The organism is Streptomyces guryensis (assembly GCF_021261325.1).
GTDB classification, from domain to species: domain Bacteria; phylum Actinomycetota; class Actinomycetes; order Streptomycetales; family Streptomycetaceae; genus Streptomyces; species Streptomyces guryensis.
The window spans coordinates 100,388-113,633 of the sequence record NZ_JAJSBI010000019.1 but is presented as its reverse complement, the minus strand read 5'-3'; the positions used below and the strand labels follow the sequence as shown (position 1 = coordinate 113,633).

At 69.9% G+C, this 13,246-nt stretch carries 11 protein-coding genes; all 11 read right to left on the bottom strand.

The annotated features are described in order from the left end of the window. Positions 1-39: 39 nt before the first annotated feature. A complete protein-coding gene (gene glyA, locus LJ657_RS31625) occupies positions 40-1,278 on the bottom strand; it encodes a serine hydroxymethyltransferase (protein ID WP_232652281.1) in 1,239 nt (412 codons plus the stop codon). A gap of 104 nt (positions 1,279-1,382) precedes the next feature. After that, on the bottom strand, positions 1,383-2,060 hold the full coding sequence (locus tag LJ657_RS31620; RefSeq protein WP_232652280.1) for an arsenate reductase/protein-tyrosine-phosphatase family protein: 678 nt from the start codon (positions 2,058-2,060) through the stop codon (positions 1,383-1,385). Beyond that, a complete protein-coding gene (locus LJ657_RS31615) occupies positions 2,057-2,704 on the bottom strand; it encodes an L-threonylcarbamoyladenylate synthase (protein ID WP_232652279.1) in 648 nt (215 codons plus the stop codon). Before LJ657_RS31615 ends, LJ657_RS31620 begins: the two co-directional genes overlap by 4 nt. 52 nt (positions 2,705-2,756) lie before the next feature. After that, positions 2,757-3,602 (bottom strand): peptide chain release factor N(5)-glutamine methyltransferase, encoded by an 846-nt coding sequence (prmC, locus tag LJ657_RS31610; protein WP_232652278.1) that lies wholly within the window; start codon positions 3,600-3,602, stop codon positions 2,757-2,759. A 39-nt stretch (positions 3,603-3,641) separates the two neighbouring features. Continuing rightward, the gene (gene prfA, locus LJ657_RS31605; protein ID WP_232652276.1) at positions 3,642-4,718 is read right to left on the bottom strand and encodes a peptide chain release factor 1; all 1,077 of its coding nucleotides are present in this window, start codon (positions 4,716-4,718) and stop codon (positions 3,642-3,644) included. Positions 4,719-4,826: 108 nt separating this feature from the next. Then, on the bottom strand, positions 4,827-5,051 hold the full coding sequence (rpmE, locus tag LJ657_RS31600; RefSeq protein WP_019753312.1) for a 50S ribosomal protein L31: 225 nt from the start codon (positions 5,049-5,051) through the stop codon (positions 4,827-4,829). 196 nt (positions 5,052-5,247) lie between these two features. Then, positions 5,248-6,387, bottom strand: coding sequence for an LCP family protein (locus LJ657_RS31595; RefSeq protein WP_232652274.1), 1,140 nt, complete (start codon positions 6,385-6,387; stop codon positions 5,248-5,250). A gap of 211 nt (positions 6,388-6,598) precedes the next feature. After that, positions 6,599-8,482: a trypsin-like serine protease gene (locus LJ657_RS31590; RefSeq protein ID WP_232652272.1), complete on the bottom strand. Its 1,884-nt coding sequence runs from the start codon at positions 8,480-8,482 to the stop codon at positions 6,599-6,601. Positions 8,483-8,591: 109 nt separating this feature from the next. After that, positions 8,592-10,592 (bottom strand): transcription termination factor Rho, encoded by a 2,001-nt coding sequence (gene rho / locus LJ657_RS31585; RefSeq protein ID WP_232652270.1) that lies wholly within the window; start codon positions 10,590-10,592, stop codon positions 8,592-8,594. Between the two features lie 413 nt (positions 10,593-11,005). Further along, positions 11,006-11,923 (bottom strand): homoserine kinase, encoded by a 918-nt coding sequence (gene thrB / locus LJ657_RS31580; protein ID WP_232652268.1) that lies wholly within the window; start codon positions 11,921-11,923, stop codon positions 11,006-11,008. A gap of 260 nt (positions 11,924-12,183) precedes the next feature. Then, on the bottom strand, positions 12,184-13,242 hold the full coding sequence (gene thrC / locus LJ657_RS31575) for a threonine synthase (RefSeq protein WP_232652266.1): 1,059 nt from the start codon (positions 13,240-13,242) through the stop codon (positions 12,184-12,186). Between the last annotated feature and the right edge of the window lie 4 nt (positions 13,243-13,246).

The following is a 13,246-nucleotide window of genomic DNA, read 5'->3' as shown; positions in this document are numbered from 1 at the left end:
AGGCTGCACCCAGTGGTACGCAGGTGCTTCTACCCCCGCTCAGCCGGTGTACGGCTGAAATCTACCGGTGAGCTCGCGCACCTGATCACGCGCCTTCTGGCTCTCGGTCCCGCCCCGCAGCACGTCCGCCAGCAGCGCGGCGATTCCGGCCATTTCCTCCTCTGCCATCCCCTGTGTGGTCACGGCCGCCGTGCCGAGCCGCAGGCCACGGGCGTCCCCGTGTGGCAGAGCACAGCAGTCCAGCACCATTCCGGCCGCGGCGAGTCGGCCGCGCGCGGTGCGTCCGTCGACGCCGAGGGGCGCCGGGTCGGCGGTGATCAGATGGGTGTCGGTGCCGCCGGTGGTGACGACCAGACCCTCGGCGGCCAGCAGGGCCGCCAGTGTCCTGGCGTTGGCGACCACCTGATGGGCGTACAACCTGAACGCCGGTGTTGCCGCCTCGCCGAAGGCGACGGCCTTGGCGGCGATGGTGTGCATCTGCGCGCCGCCCTGGGTGAAGGGGAAGACGGCCCGGTCGACCCGTTCGGCGAGCTCGGCGCCGCACAGGAGCATCCCGCCGCGCGGCCCGCGCAGCACCTTGTGCGTCGTCGCGCAGACCACATCGGCGTACGGCACCGGGCTGGGCGCCGCGCCCCCGGCGACGAGCCCGATGGGATGGGCGGCGTCGGCGATGAGATACGCCCCGACCTCGTCGGCGACCTCACGGAAGAGGGCGTAGTCGAGGTGCCTCGGATAGGCGATCGAGCCGCACACGATCGCCTTGGGGCGGTGCGTACGGGCGAGGGTGCGGACCTGGTCGTAGTCGATGAGCCCGGTCTCGGCGTCGACGCCGTAGCCGACGAAGTCGAACCAGCGGCCGGAGAAGTTCGCGGGCGAGCCGTGTGTGAGGTGGCCGCCGTACGGGAGGCCGAGGGCGAGGACGGTGTCGCCGGGCCGCAGGAGTGCCGCGTACGCGGCGAGGACGGCCGAAGACCCGGAGTGGGACTGCACGTTGGCGTGCTCGGCGCCGAACAGGGCCTTCGCACGGTCCACCGCGAGGCGCTCGGCGACGTCGACGATCTCGCAGCCGCCGTGGTGGCGGGCGCCCGGGTACCCCTCGGCGTACTTGTTGGCCAGGGGTGAGCCGAGCGCGGACAGCACCGCGGGCGAGGAGAAGTTCTCGGCGGCGATGAGCTGCAGCGTCGTCGACTGCCGGTCGAGCTCACCGAGCAGGATCTCGGCCAGCTCGGGGTCCTGCCGGCGCAGGACATCGGCCTCGAGGGTGTGAGTGACCGGCATGATGGGCTCCGGGGGCGTCGACGGTGACGTACGACCAATGTAGGCCTCGGACGCCTGGGGCGCCCGGTATCGGCGTCCCGGTCCCGGTGGGCGCCAGGAGTCGCCTACGCCTTCGCAGGCACCCCCGTCAGCGCCGTCACCACCGGATCCAGCGCCTGATGTATCTCGTCCCCGATGGACCGGAAGAAGGTCAGCGGGGCGCCGTACGGGTCGTACACCTCGTCCGCCTCGGCGGTCGGGGCCAGGAGCCACCCGCGTAGAGCCGCCGCGGCTCGGACCAGGGCACGCGCGCGTGCCACCACGCCCTCCTCCAGGGGCGGCAGGGTCGCGGGGTCGATCGCCCGCACCAGACGGGTGAACTCCTTCAGCGTGAAGGTGCGCAGTCCCGCCGAGTGGCCCATGGAGATGACCTGGGAGCGGTGGTCGCGGGTCGCCGTCAGGACGAGGTCGGCCATGATGACGTGCTCGTCGAGGAGTTCCCGGCCCATGAAGCCGGAGGCGTCCGCGCCGAAGTCGGCGAGGACCGCCTCCGCGTTGGCCTCCATGGGCGCACCCTCGTGGCCCCAGGTGCCCGCGCTCTCCACGATCAGCCCGCCCCACAGGGGGTCGCCGAGCCGGGCCGCCAGGGCATGGCGGGTCAGCCGCTCGGTGATCGGCGAGCGGCACACGTTGCCGGTGCTGACGTGGAGGATGCGGAAGCTGGTCATGGGAAGGCCCTGTTCGAACAGGCTCCCCGTCTCTTCCCCGTTGCCTATGCCACGCCCCGCGTCAGGGGCCGTCAATTCGCCACCTCGAGGTCGGGTACGACCTTCCGCAGCTCGTCCGGCGAGAGCGCGCCCTCGCGCAGCAGCACCGGCACGGGGCCGGTGACGTCGACGATCGAGGACGGGACGTTGCCCGGGGTCGGGCCGCCGTCGAGGTAGACGGAGACCGAGTCGCCGAGCATCTCCTGCGCGGCGTCGCAGTCCTCGGGGGCGGGGTGACCGGTCAGGTTCGCCGAGGACACGGCCATGGGGCCGACCTCGGTCAGCAGCTCGATGGCGACCGGGTGCAGCGGCATACGGACGGCGACGGTGCCCCGGGTCTCGCCCAGGTCCCACTGCAGGGACGGCTGGTGCTTGGCGACGAGCGTGAGCGCGCCCGGCCAGAAGGCGTCGACGAGCTCCCAGGCCAGCTCGGAGAAGTCGGTGACGAGACCGTGGAGCGTGTTCGGGGACCCGATCAGCACCGGGGTGGGCATGTTGCGGCCCCGGCCCTTGGCCTCCAGCAGGTCCGCGACCGCCTCCGAGGAGAACGCGTCGGCGCCGATGCCGTACACCGTGTCGGTCGGGAGGACCACGAGCTCGCCACGGCGGACGGCGGACGCGGCTTCGCGCAGACCGGTCGTGCGGTCCGTCGCGTCGTTGGTGTCGTATCGCCGTGCCATATCTAGCGGGCCTCCTCGTACACGTACATCTGGGATGGGGTCGTCGGGGTGGTCACGGCAGCGCCTTGCGGGCCGTCGCGAACCGGGGGCGGTTGTTGAGGTCCGGGTGGTCGGCCGCGTCGGCCCAGCCCCGCTCCTCGGTGAAGATCCACGGCACCTGACCGCCCTGGGTGTCGGCGTGCTCGATGACGACGACGCCGCCGGGGCGCAGCAGCCGGTGTGCGGTCCGTTCCAGACCGCGGATGAGATCGAGGCCGTCCTCCCCCGAGAACAGGGCGAGTTCGGGATCGTAGTCCCGCGCCTCGGGAGCGACGTACTCCCATTCGGTCAGCGGAATGTACGGCGGGTTGGAGATGACCAGGTCGACATGGCCGTCGAGGTCCCGGAAGGCGTCAAGGGCGTTGCCCTGACGGAGGTCGACGCGCGAACCCTCGACGTTCTTGCGGGTCCACTGGAGGGCGTCCTCGGACAGCTCCACGGCGTGCACGCGCGAGCGCGGGACCTCCTGGGCCAGCGCGAGTGCGATGGCGCCGGAGCCGGTGCACAGGTCGACGATGCGGGGCTCGACGACGTCCATGGCGCGTACGGCGTCTATGGCCCACCCGACCACGGACTCGGTCTCGGGCCGCGGCACGAACACGCCCGGCCCCACCTGGAGTTCGAGGTAGCGGAAGTAGGCCCGCCCGGTGATGTGCTGCAGCGGCTCGCGCTGCTCACGCCGGGCGATGACCTCCCAGTAGCGGGCGTCGAAGTCCGAGTCCTTCACGGAGTGCAGCGCGCCCCGCTTCACGCCGTGCACGAACGCGGCGAGCTCCTCCGCGTCGTTGCGCGGCGAGGGCACACCGGCGTCGGCCAGCCGCTGGGTGGCCTGTGCCACCTCTGCGAGCAGCAGGTTCACGCATTCCTCCGTGTCGTACTGGGTTGTGCGCAGGTGCCTTTAGGCAGCCGCCAGCTTCGCCGCCGAGTCCGCGTCGACGCAGGCCTGGATCACCGCGTCGAGGTCGCCGTCCAGGACCTGGTCCAGGTTGTACGACTTGAAGCCGACGCGGTGGTCCGAGATGCGATTCTCCGGGAAGTTGTACGTGCGGATCTTCTCGGAGCGGTCGACGGTGCGGACCTGGCTGCGGCGGGCGTCGGCGGCTTCCCGCTCTGCCTCCTCCTGCGCCGCCGCGAGCAGCCTGGAGCGCAGGATACGCATCGCCTGCTCCTTGTTCTGCAGCTGGCTCTTCTCGTTCTGGCAGGAGGCGACGACTCCGGTCGGAATGTGCGTGATGCGCACCGCGGAGTCGGTCGTGTTGACGGACTGGCCGCCGGGGCCGGAGGAGCGGTAGACGTCGATGCGGAGGTCGTTCGGGTTGATCTCGACGTCGACCTCCTCGGCCTCGGGCGTGACGAGGACGCCGGCGGCGGAGGTGTGGATCCGCCCCTGCGACTCGGTGGCCGGCACGCGCTGCACGCGGTGCACGCCGCCCTCGTACTTCATCCGCGCCCAGACACCCTGCCCGGGCTCGGTGGCCCCCTGGCCGCCCTTGGTCTTCACGGCGACCTGGACGTCCTTGTAGCCGCCCAGCTCGGACTCGGTGGCGTCGATGATCTCGGTCTTCCAGCCGACGCGCTCGGCGTACCGGAGGTACATGCGCAGCAGGTCACCCGCGAAGAGCGCGGACTCGTCGCCGCCGGCGCCCGCCTTGATCTCGAGGATCACGTCCTTGTCGTCGCTGGGGTCGCGCGGGACCAGCAGCAGGCGCAGTTTCTCGGTCAGCTCCTCGCGCTGCTTCTCCAGCTCCTTGACCTCGGCCGCGAAGTCCGGGTCGTCGGCGGCGAGTTCCTTCGCCGTCTCGATGTCGTCGCCGGTCTGCTTCCAGGAGCGGTACGTGGCGACGATCGGCGTGAGCTCGGCGTAGCGCTTGTTCAGCTTGCGCGCGTTGGCCTGGTCGGAGTGGACCGACGGGTCGGCGAGCTTCGTCTCCAGGTCGGCGTGCTCACCGACGAGTTCCTCGACGGCCTCGAACATCTTGGGCTCCTGTACTGCGTGGAAAAGGGCGGAAGGCGGGCGACCAAAAACGCCGGTCCCGGCGCGCCTGTTTCAGGGCGCGGCCGTGGACCGGCGGATGGGAGCCAGCTACTTCTTGGAGCCGGCCGCAGCCTTGCCGAAGCGGGCCTCGAAGCGGGCCACACGGCCACCGGTGTCGAGGATCTTCTGCTTGCCCGTGTAGAACGGGTGGCACTCGGAGCAGACCTCGGCGCGGATGGTGCCGCTGGAGATCGTGCTACGGGTGGTGAACGACGCGCCACAGGTGCAGCTGACCTGCGTCTCGACGTACTCGGGGTGGATGTCGCGCTTCAAGGTGTCTCCTAGTTTCGGGAGGGCACCGGGTCGCTCCTGCGGGGTGCGGGGGCGTGAACCGGGGCCGACGTACCAGTCTGCCAGGACTGGGGCCATCCCCCAAAACCGGGGGATGGGGTGATCTATTCCCCTGCGGGCCGGTGGGGGTTGATCGCGCCCGCGCGGCGGAGCCGCAGATCGACACAGCCCCGCGCCCCTAAGAGCTGCTCACCACACCCTTGGCTTCGCCGGTTGCCGTTCCCTCAGTGGCCGACTTCGGGATCGTACGGTCGTTCTTCAGGGCGTCCCAGACCTGCTGGGCCTTCGTCTTCTCCACGATGACCCGGTTCGGGTCCGACGGGTCGTACTGGACCGGCATCGTGATCATGTGCATGCTGTTCGAGCCGATGCTCTTCAGGCCGCCGGCGAAGGACATCAGGGAGTTGACCGAGCCGAGGTCGGAGTCGGTCGTCACGGCCTTGGTGGCGGTGTCGGCCAGGTCGTAGAGCTTCTTCGGGCTGGTGAAGACGCCGACGTGCTTGACCTGCTCGACCAGGGCCTTGATGAAGGCCTGCTGGAGCTGGATGCGGCCGAGGTCCGAGCCGTCGCCGACGCCGTGCCGGGTGCGCACCAGGCCGAGGGCCTGCTCGCCGTCGAGCTGGTGCGTGCCGGCCTTGAGGTTCAGGTGACTCTGGGAGTCGTTGATGCTCTTGGACGTGGTGACCTGCACGCCGCCGAGCTCGTCGATGAGCTTCTGGAAGCCGCTGAAGTCGACCTCGAGGTAGTGGTCCATGCGCAGCCCGCTGATCGACTCCACGGTCTTCACGGCGCAGGCGGCGCCGCCGGTGGAGTAGGCGGTGTTGAACATGACGCCGGACACGGCGGGATACGTCTTGCCGTGGGTGTCGGTGCACTCGGGGCGGTCGATGAGGGTGTCGCGCGGCATGGAGACCACGCTGGCCTTCTTGTGCCCCTTGTAGACGTGCACGATCATCGCCGTGTCGGAGCGGGCGCTGCCGTCGTCGGTGCCGCCGCCGAGCTTCTTGTTGCTGCCGGAGCGGCTGTCCGAACCGAGGACCAGGATGTTCTCGGAGCCGTTGTCGACCTTCGTCGGCCGGTTCGTGCCCAGGGCCGAGTCGATGTCGACGCTCTTGATGTTGCCGTTGAGCTTGAAGTACAGGTATCCGGCGCCGGTGCCGCCCAGCACGACGATGCCCGCGGCGGTCCACGCCGTGATCAGCAGGCCTCTGCGGCGCGTGCCGCGGGGCTTGCGACGGCGGCCCTTGGTGCGGCCGCGCGTGCCGGTGGTGCCGGACTCTCCCGGTATGCCGGGTTCCGGCGTGCTCTCGGCGGACATGTGCTCCTCGATCTCGTCCGGTCGGTTACCCCCTGCGTTCAGGGACAGGCCTGTCGGTCGCGGATACGCGTCGTACCGCACCATCGTCACTCCGTCGGGTCAGACGGGGAAACTCGAGAAAGGGTTGCACGACGCTCTGTGCCCAACCCGTGGGAGGCTGGACACAGAGCGTCACGGAGATGTGCCGGGCGTTCCCCGCTCACCTGCGGTTTCAGCCGAAGAGGTCGTACCCCTGGAAACCGGTACCGACCGAGATTCTTGTGGCAAAGATCTCGCTTGTGGCCTTACCGGTACCCGGGTACAGATAGAGCGTGCCACTGGACGTACGGGCCAGGAAGTCGGCCTTGCCGTCGCCCGTGACGTCACCGACCGCGTCGAAGGTGTTGTAGCCGGTCCAGGTACGGACGTTGATCCGGCTGGAGAACGCCCCGGAGCCGGCTGTGCCGGTGCCCCGGTAGAGGTAGACGTAGCCGGTGCTCTTGCTCCAGGCGATCAGGTCGGTCTTGCCGTCGCCGTTGAAGTCGCCGTGGCCGCGCAGGGCGCTGTACTGGCCCCAGCCGGAGCCCACCTCGACGCGGCTTGCGAAGGTGCCGTTGCCCTTGCCCGGGTAGATCCACAGGATGCCCGAGGAGTCCACCGAGAGCAGGTCGGGCAGGTAGTCACCGGTGACGTCACCGGGGGCGACGGTGAACTTCCGGCTGGCCCAGTTGCTGAAGATCTCGCTCTTGCTCCAGCTCTGGGTGGACGGGATGTAGTGCAGCCAGAAGACCGCACCGTCGCTGCTGCGGCGCAGGATGAAGTCCTGGTAGCCGTCCCGGTTGAGGTCCGTCTGCAGGATCGTGTTGTAGCCGCTGAAGCTGCCCCAGGAGACTCGGGCCGCGAACGAGGTGCCCTTGGAGTCCTTCTCGTAGCCGGTGTACGTGGAGTGGTCACGCACGAACAGGTCGGCCTTGCCGTCAGGGGTGGAGGTGGCGCCGTCGCTGAGGTTGGTGTCGTCGATGCGCGGGTAGGCGGCGCCGACGTACGACCTCACCTTGGTGAACACGCTGTACGCGCCCTTGGCGACGCAGTCCTGCACACCCCACGACACGATGCCGACGATGCGGTTGCCCACGATCAGCGGGCCGCCGGAGTCGCCGTTGCAGGCGGAGACGGTGCCGGAGTCGCTGCCGGTCGCCGGATTGCCCGCACAGACCATGTGGCCCGCGATGAACTCGCTGTTGTAGTAGCCGGAGCAGGTGCTGTCGGACTGGATGGGCAGCGTGGCGGACTGCAGGGTCCCCGAGATGTCGTTGCTGGTGGAGCTGGTGCGGCCCCAGCCATAGACCTTGGCGCCGGTACCGGCCGCGTAGGACGCCGTGTCGGTGGACGTCGTCATGCGGATCGGCGTGGCGGTGATCGGGGTGGCCAGGGTCAGGACGGCGACGTCGTTGTCGACGGTCGTCGAGTTGTACGACGGGTGGTTCCACTGCCGCCAGACGCCGGAGACCGTGCCGCCGTGCAGGTCGGTGTTGCCCGAACTGTCGGTGGTGGGCAGCTGGTCGGTGCCGGTGACGATCGATCCGTACGCGTGCCAGTTGTAGCCGTGGACGCAGTGCGCGGCGGTGAGGATCTTCGTGGGCGCCACGACGGCGCCACCGCAGAAGAAGCCGACGTCGTCGCCGGTGTCGCTGGTGCCCTTGTCGTCGTAGTACCAGAGCTGGGCCATCCACGGGGCCGAGGTGATGCTCGTGGTGGTGCCGCCGATGACCATCGGACTGACGGTCGAGGTCGACGAGGACCCGGACGAGGTCGAAGACGTGGAGGACGTGCTCGGGCCGCCCGTCTTCGTGTCCTTGGTCTTCGACGCCTTCCTGAAGTCCTTGTCGGTGGCGAGTGCGCCGGCGATGCGGTCCGTCAGGTCGGTCAGCGATGCGGAGCTCTTGCTGAGCTTGGCCGTCGGGTCCGCCGAGGCCGTCGCCGCGCCTGCGGACGAGACCGTCAGCACGGCGGCGACTGCGGCAGCGACGCCCGCGGCGGCGACAGGCAGGGCGATGCGTATCCGGCGTCTGTGACGACCACCGGACAGGGGTGTAGCCAAGGGAAGTCCCCCCATTGAGACACGAGTTAGGGAGGGGCACAGAGTGCGCCCCTCCCTAACTGCGCCAACAGGTCGCCCCCCCGTTACCGGAGTAACGGGGGGCGACCTGCGTGAAGGCTGTGCCTCAGTCGCCGTTGCCCGGCATGGGCGTCGTCTTCTGAATCTGCAGCAGGAACTCGGCGTTCGACTTCGTCTGCTTCATTTTGTCCAGCAGCAGCTCGATCGCCTGCTGCTGGTCGAGCGCGTGCAGCACCCGCCGCAGCTTCCAGACGATGGCGAGCTCATCGCTGCCGAGCAGGATCTCTTCCTTGCGGGTACCGGACGCGTCGACGTCCACCGCCGGGAAGATGCGCTTGTCGGCGAGCTTCCGGTCGAGCTTGAGCTCGGCGTTGCCGGTGCCCTTGAACTCCTCGAAGATGACCTCGTCCATGCGCGAGCCGGTGTCGACGAGCGCGGTGGCCAGGATCGTCAGCGAGCCGCCGTCCTCGATGTTGCGGGCCGCACCGAAGAAGCGCTTCGGCGGGTAGAGCGCGGTCGAGTCGACACCACCGGACAGGATGCGGCCGGAGGCGGGCGCGGCGAGGTTGTACGCACGGCCCAGACGCGTGATCGAGTCGAGCAGCACGACGACGTCGTGACCCAGCTCCACCAGTCGCTTGGCACGCTCGATGGCGAGTTCGGCGACCGTGGTGTGGTCCTCGGCCGGACGGTCGAAGGTCGAGGAGATGACCTCGCCCTTGACCGACCGCTGCATGTCGGTGACCTCTTCCGGACGCTCGTCGACCAGGACGACCATCAGGTGGCACTCGGGGTTGTTGTGCGTGATCGCGTTGGCGATCGCCTGCATGATCATGGTCTTGCCGGTCTTCGGCGGGGCCACGATCAGACCGCGCTGGCCCTTACCGATCGGCGCGACGAGGTCGATGATGCGGGTGGTGAGGATGCCCGGGTCCGTCTCCAGACGGAGGCGGTCCTGCGGGTACAGCGGCGTCAGCTTGTTGAACTCCGGCCGCCCGCGCCCGGAGTCGGGCGCCATGCCGTTGGTCGAGTCCAGACGGACCAGCGCGTTGAACTTCTCGCGGCGCTCGCCGTCCTTGGGCTGCCGGACCGCGCCGGTGACGTGGTCACCCTTGCGCAGACCGTTCTTGCGGACCTGGGCGAGCGAGACGTAGACGTCGTTGGGACCCGGCAGGTACCCCGACGTACGGATGAAGGCGTAGTTGTCGAGGATGTCCAGGATGCCCGCGACGGGGATCAGGACGTCGTCCTCGTTGAGCTGCGGCTCGGCGCCGCCCATCTCGTCACGGCCACGACGGCCACGACGGTCCCGGTAGCGGCCCCGACGGCCACGGCGGCCGCCGTCGAAGTCGTCGTCGTCCTGCGGGCCGTTGTCGCGCTGCTGACGGTCCTGGCGGGCGCCGCCCTGCTGCCGGTCCTGCCGGTCCGGACGGTCCTGGCGCTGCTGGCCACCGCCCTGGCCGCCCTGCTGCTCGTCGCCCTTGTTGCCGCGGCGGTCGCGGTCACGGCCTCCGCGGTCGCGGTCCCGACGGTCGCGCCGGCCCTGGCGGCCATCGCCGTCACCGGCGTCGCCCTGCGCCTGCGGGGCGGGCGTCTCTGCCTTCGGCTCGCTCTTGGCCTCGGCGGCGACCGTCTCGGGGCTGCCCGCCTCGGCGGTGGCGCGACGACGGCGACGCTCCGCGGGAGCGGCGTCCTCGCTGGCCGGCTGGCCGGGGATCTCGATCTGCTGCTGGGCCACGGCCTTCTCGGCCGGGGCGGCCGCCTTCTTCTCGACGGCGGGAGCGGCGTCCTCGCCCGTACGAGCCTTGGAGGTGGCGCGGCGCTTGGGCTTGGTCTCGGCGGCAGCCTCGGCCTTGGCCGGAGCGGCACCGCCGCCCGCCTGCGCCTCCTTGATGACCTCGATCAGCTGGCTCTTGCGCATGCGCGCGGTGCCCCTGATGCCGAGGCCGGATGCGACCTGCTGCAGCTCGGCCAGCACCATGCCCTCGAGGCCGGTACCGCGGCGCCGCCGGGAGCCTGCACCGTTGGCAGGCGCGGAGGCGTCCGTGGCGGGCGCGGCAGCGGTCTCCTCGACACGTGCGCCCATCAGATCGGTGGTGTCGCTCACGAAGGGTCCTTCCCTGGAGCGGACGTCGGCCTGTCTGGCTCGGCGACCGGTTGTGCTTCCGGCTTCGGTCCTTGCTGTGTGGACCGTGCCGGGGCGGTGGTCCGCCAAAGGTGGCGGAGGCAATATCTGGGATGGCGCTTCCCAAAGCCGTGACCGTGGCACCGAGTGTCGGTGTCACGTGGCTTGGTCGCACCGATTCCGGAGCGTGCCCGGCAAGTCGCTCAGTGCCCGCGTACGAGGTACTGCCCGCGTACGTCGTACGGAACACAGTGCGGCTTGGGAGGCTCCCGGAAGAATGTCTGTCCCGGACGGGGACACGAAGCACCTCGCCATGGTGGGGTCGGGTGCAGACTTGAGATTAACACTACCGGATCCAACAAACATTCCCCCTCTCGAAATCCGGCAACCGTGTGTCAGGTCGCAAGCGGCAGCACGCTCGCTCCCTGGGCGTCGAGGTCGAGCCGGTTCGCGGCCCACCCTTCGCCTGCCAGATGGGCGACCTTGTCGGCGCTGTCGGCGTCGGCCAGCGCCAGCACAGTGGGTCCCGCGCCCGAGATGACCGCCGGGACGCCGTCGGCCCGCAGCCGCTCCACCAGCGCGGCGCTCTCCGGCATGGCGGGCGCGCGGTACTCCTGGTGGAGGCGGTCCTCGGTGGCGGGCAGCAGCAGCTCGGGACGCCTGGTCAGGGCCTCGACGAGCAGGGCGGCGCGGCCCGCGTTGGTGGCGGCGTCGACGTGCGGCACGGTGCGCGGGAGCAGGCCGCGCGCGGTCTCGGTGAGGACCGGCTTTCCGGGCACGAAAACCACCGGAACGATGGAATCGGCGGCGTCCATCCTGATCGCGCGGGCAGCGCCCGCCTCCATCCAGGAGAGCGTGAAACCGCCGAGCAGACAGGCCGCCACGTTGTCGGGGTGGCCCTCGATCTCGGTCGCTAGCTCCAGCAGGGCCGTGTCGTCGAGCTTCGACTCCCCGCCTATGGTCACGGCGCGCGCGGCGACGATGCCGGCGCAGATGGCGGCCGAGGAGGAGCCCAGGCCACGGCCGTGCGGGATGCGGTTGGCGCAGACGATCTCCAGGCCGCGCGGCTGTCCGCCGAGCAGGTCGAAGGCGGTGCGCAGGGAGCGTACGAGGAGGTGTTTCTCGTCACGCGGCAGCGTCTCGCTGCCCTCGCCCGCGATGTCGACGTGCAGCCCGGAGTCGGCCACCCGGACGACTACGTCGTCGTAGAGCCCCAGCGACAGGCCGAAGGCGTCGAAGCCCGGGCCGAGGTTGGCGCTGGTGGCGGGGACGCGCACCCTTACGGCGGCGGCGCGGAAGGCGGGACCGGCCATCTCTCGATGACTCTCCTTGAGCTGCGTGATGGTCGAGAACATTCGATACGACATCGGATACGTACGGGGAGACCCTCAGGCCGTGGAGACGGCGCGGCACCGTCCAGATGCTCCATGGTCGGAGGCATATGCGGCGGGCGGGTTCGGTACAGCCTATCGAAGGATGCTTCTGTGGCGACATAGGGCGCACAGGAGGCGCACGATGCGTGCCGTAAGCCCCCTGTGCACCCTTCGGAGGGAGATCCCCGTCAGGCCGGACGTCAGGCCAGACCGAGGCGCTCGGCCGCCGTCACCGCGTCGACCGGGACGGTGACCGGCTGCGGGGCGCCGGCGACGGCCCAGTCCGGGTCCTTCAGGCCGTTCCCGGTGACCGTGCACACGATCTTCTGGCCCGGGTCGACCTTGCCCTGCTCGGCGGCCTTCAGCAGACCGGCGACGGACGCGGCGGACGCCGGCTCGACGAAAACACCCTCCTGCGCGGCCAACAGCCGGTAGGCGCGCAGGATCTCACGGTCCGTCACCTCGTCGATGAAGCCGCCGGACTCGTCCCGCGCGGCCAGGGCGTACTGCCAGGAGGCGGGGTTGCCGATACGGATCGCGGTGGCGATGGTCGAGGGGTCCTTGACGATCTCGCCGCGCACGATGGGCGCGGAGCCGGAGGCCTGGAAGCCCCACATGCGCGGGGTGCGCGTGGCGACGCCGTCGGCGGCGTACTCCTTGTAGCCCTTCCAGTACGCGGTGATGTTGCCCGCGTTGCCGACCGGGAGGACGTGGATGTCAGGGGCGTCGCCCAGCATGTCGACGATCTCGAAGGAAGCCGTCTTCTGGCCTTCGATGCGCACGGGATTGACCGAATTCACCAGCGCCACGGGGTAGTTGTCGCTCAGTGCGCGGGCCAGGGTGAGGCAGTCGTCGAAGTTGCCGTCGACCTGGAGGATCTTGGCTCCGTGGATGAGCGCCTGCCCCATCTTGCCGAGCGCGATCTTGCCCTGCGGCACGAGAACGGCCGAAACCATGCCGGCCCGTACGGCGTACGCGGCGGCGGAGGCGGACGTGTTGCCCGTGGAGGCGCAGATCACAGCCTTCGCGCCCTCCTCCTTGGCCCTGGTGATGGCCATGGTCATACCGCGGTCCTTGAAGGACCCGGTGGGGTTCGCACCCTCCACCTTGAGGTGGACCTCGCAGCCCGTGCGCTCGGAGAGCACCTGCGCGGGCACGAGGGGCGTGCCGCCCTCGCGGAGCGTCACGACCGGCGTGGTGTCGGATACCGGCAGTCTGTCCCGGTACTCCTCGATGATTCCGCGCCACTGGTGGGTCATTGCT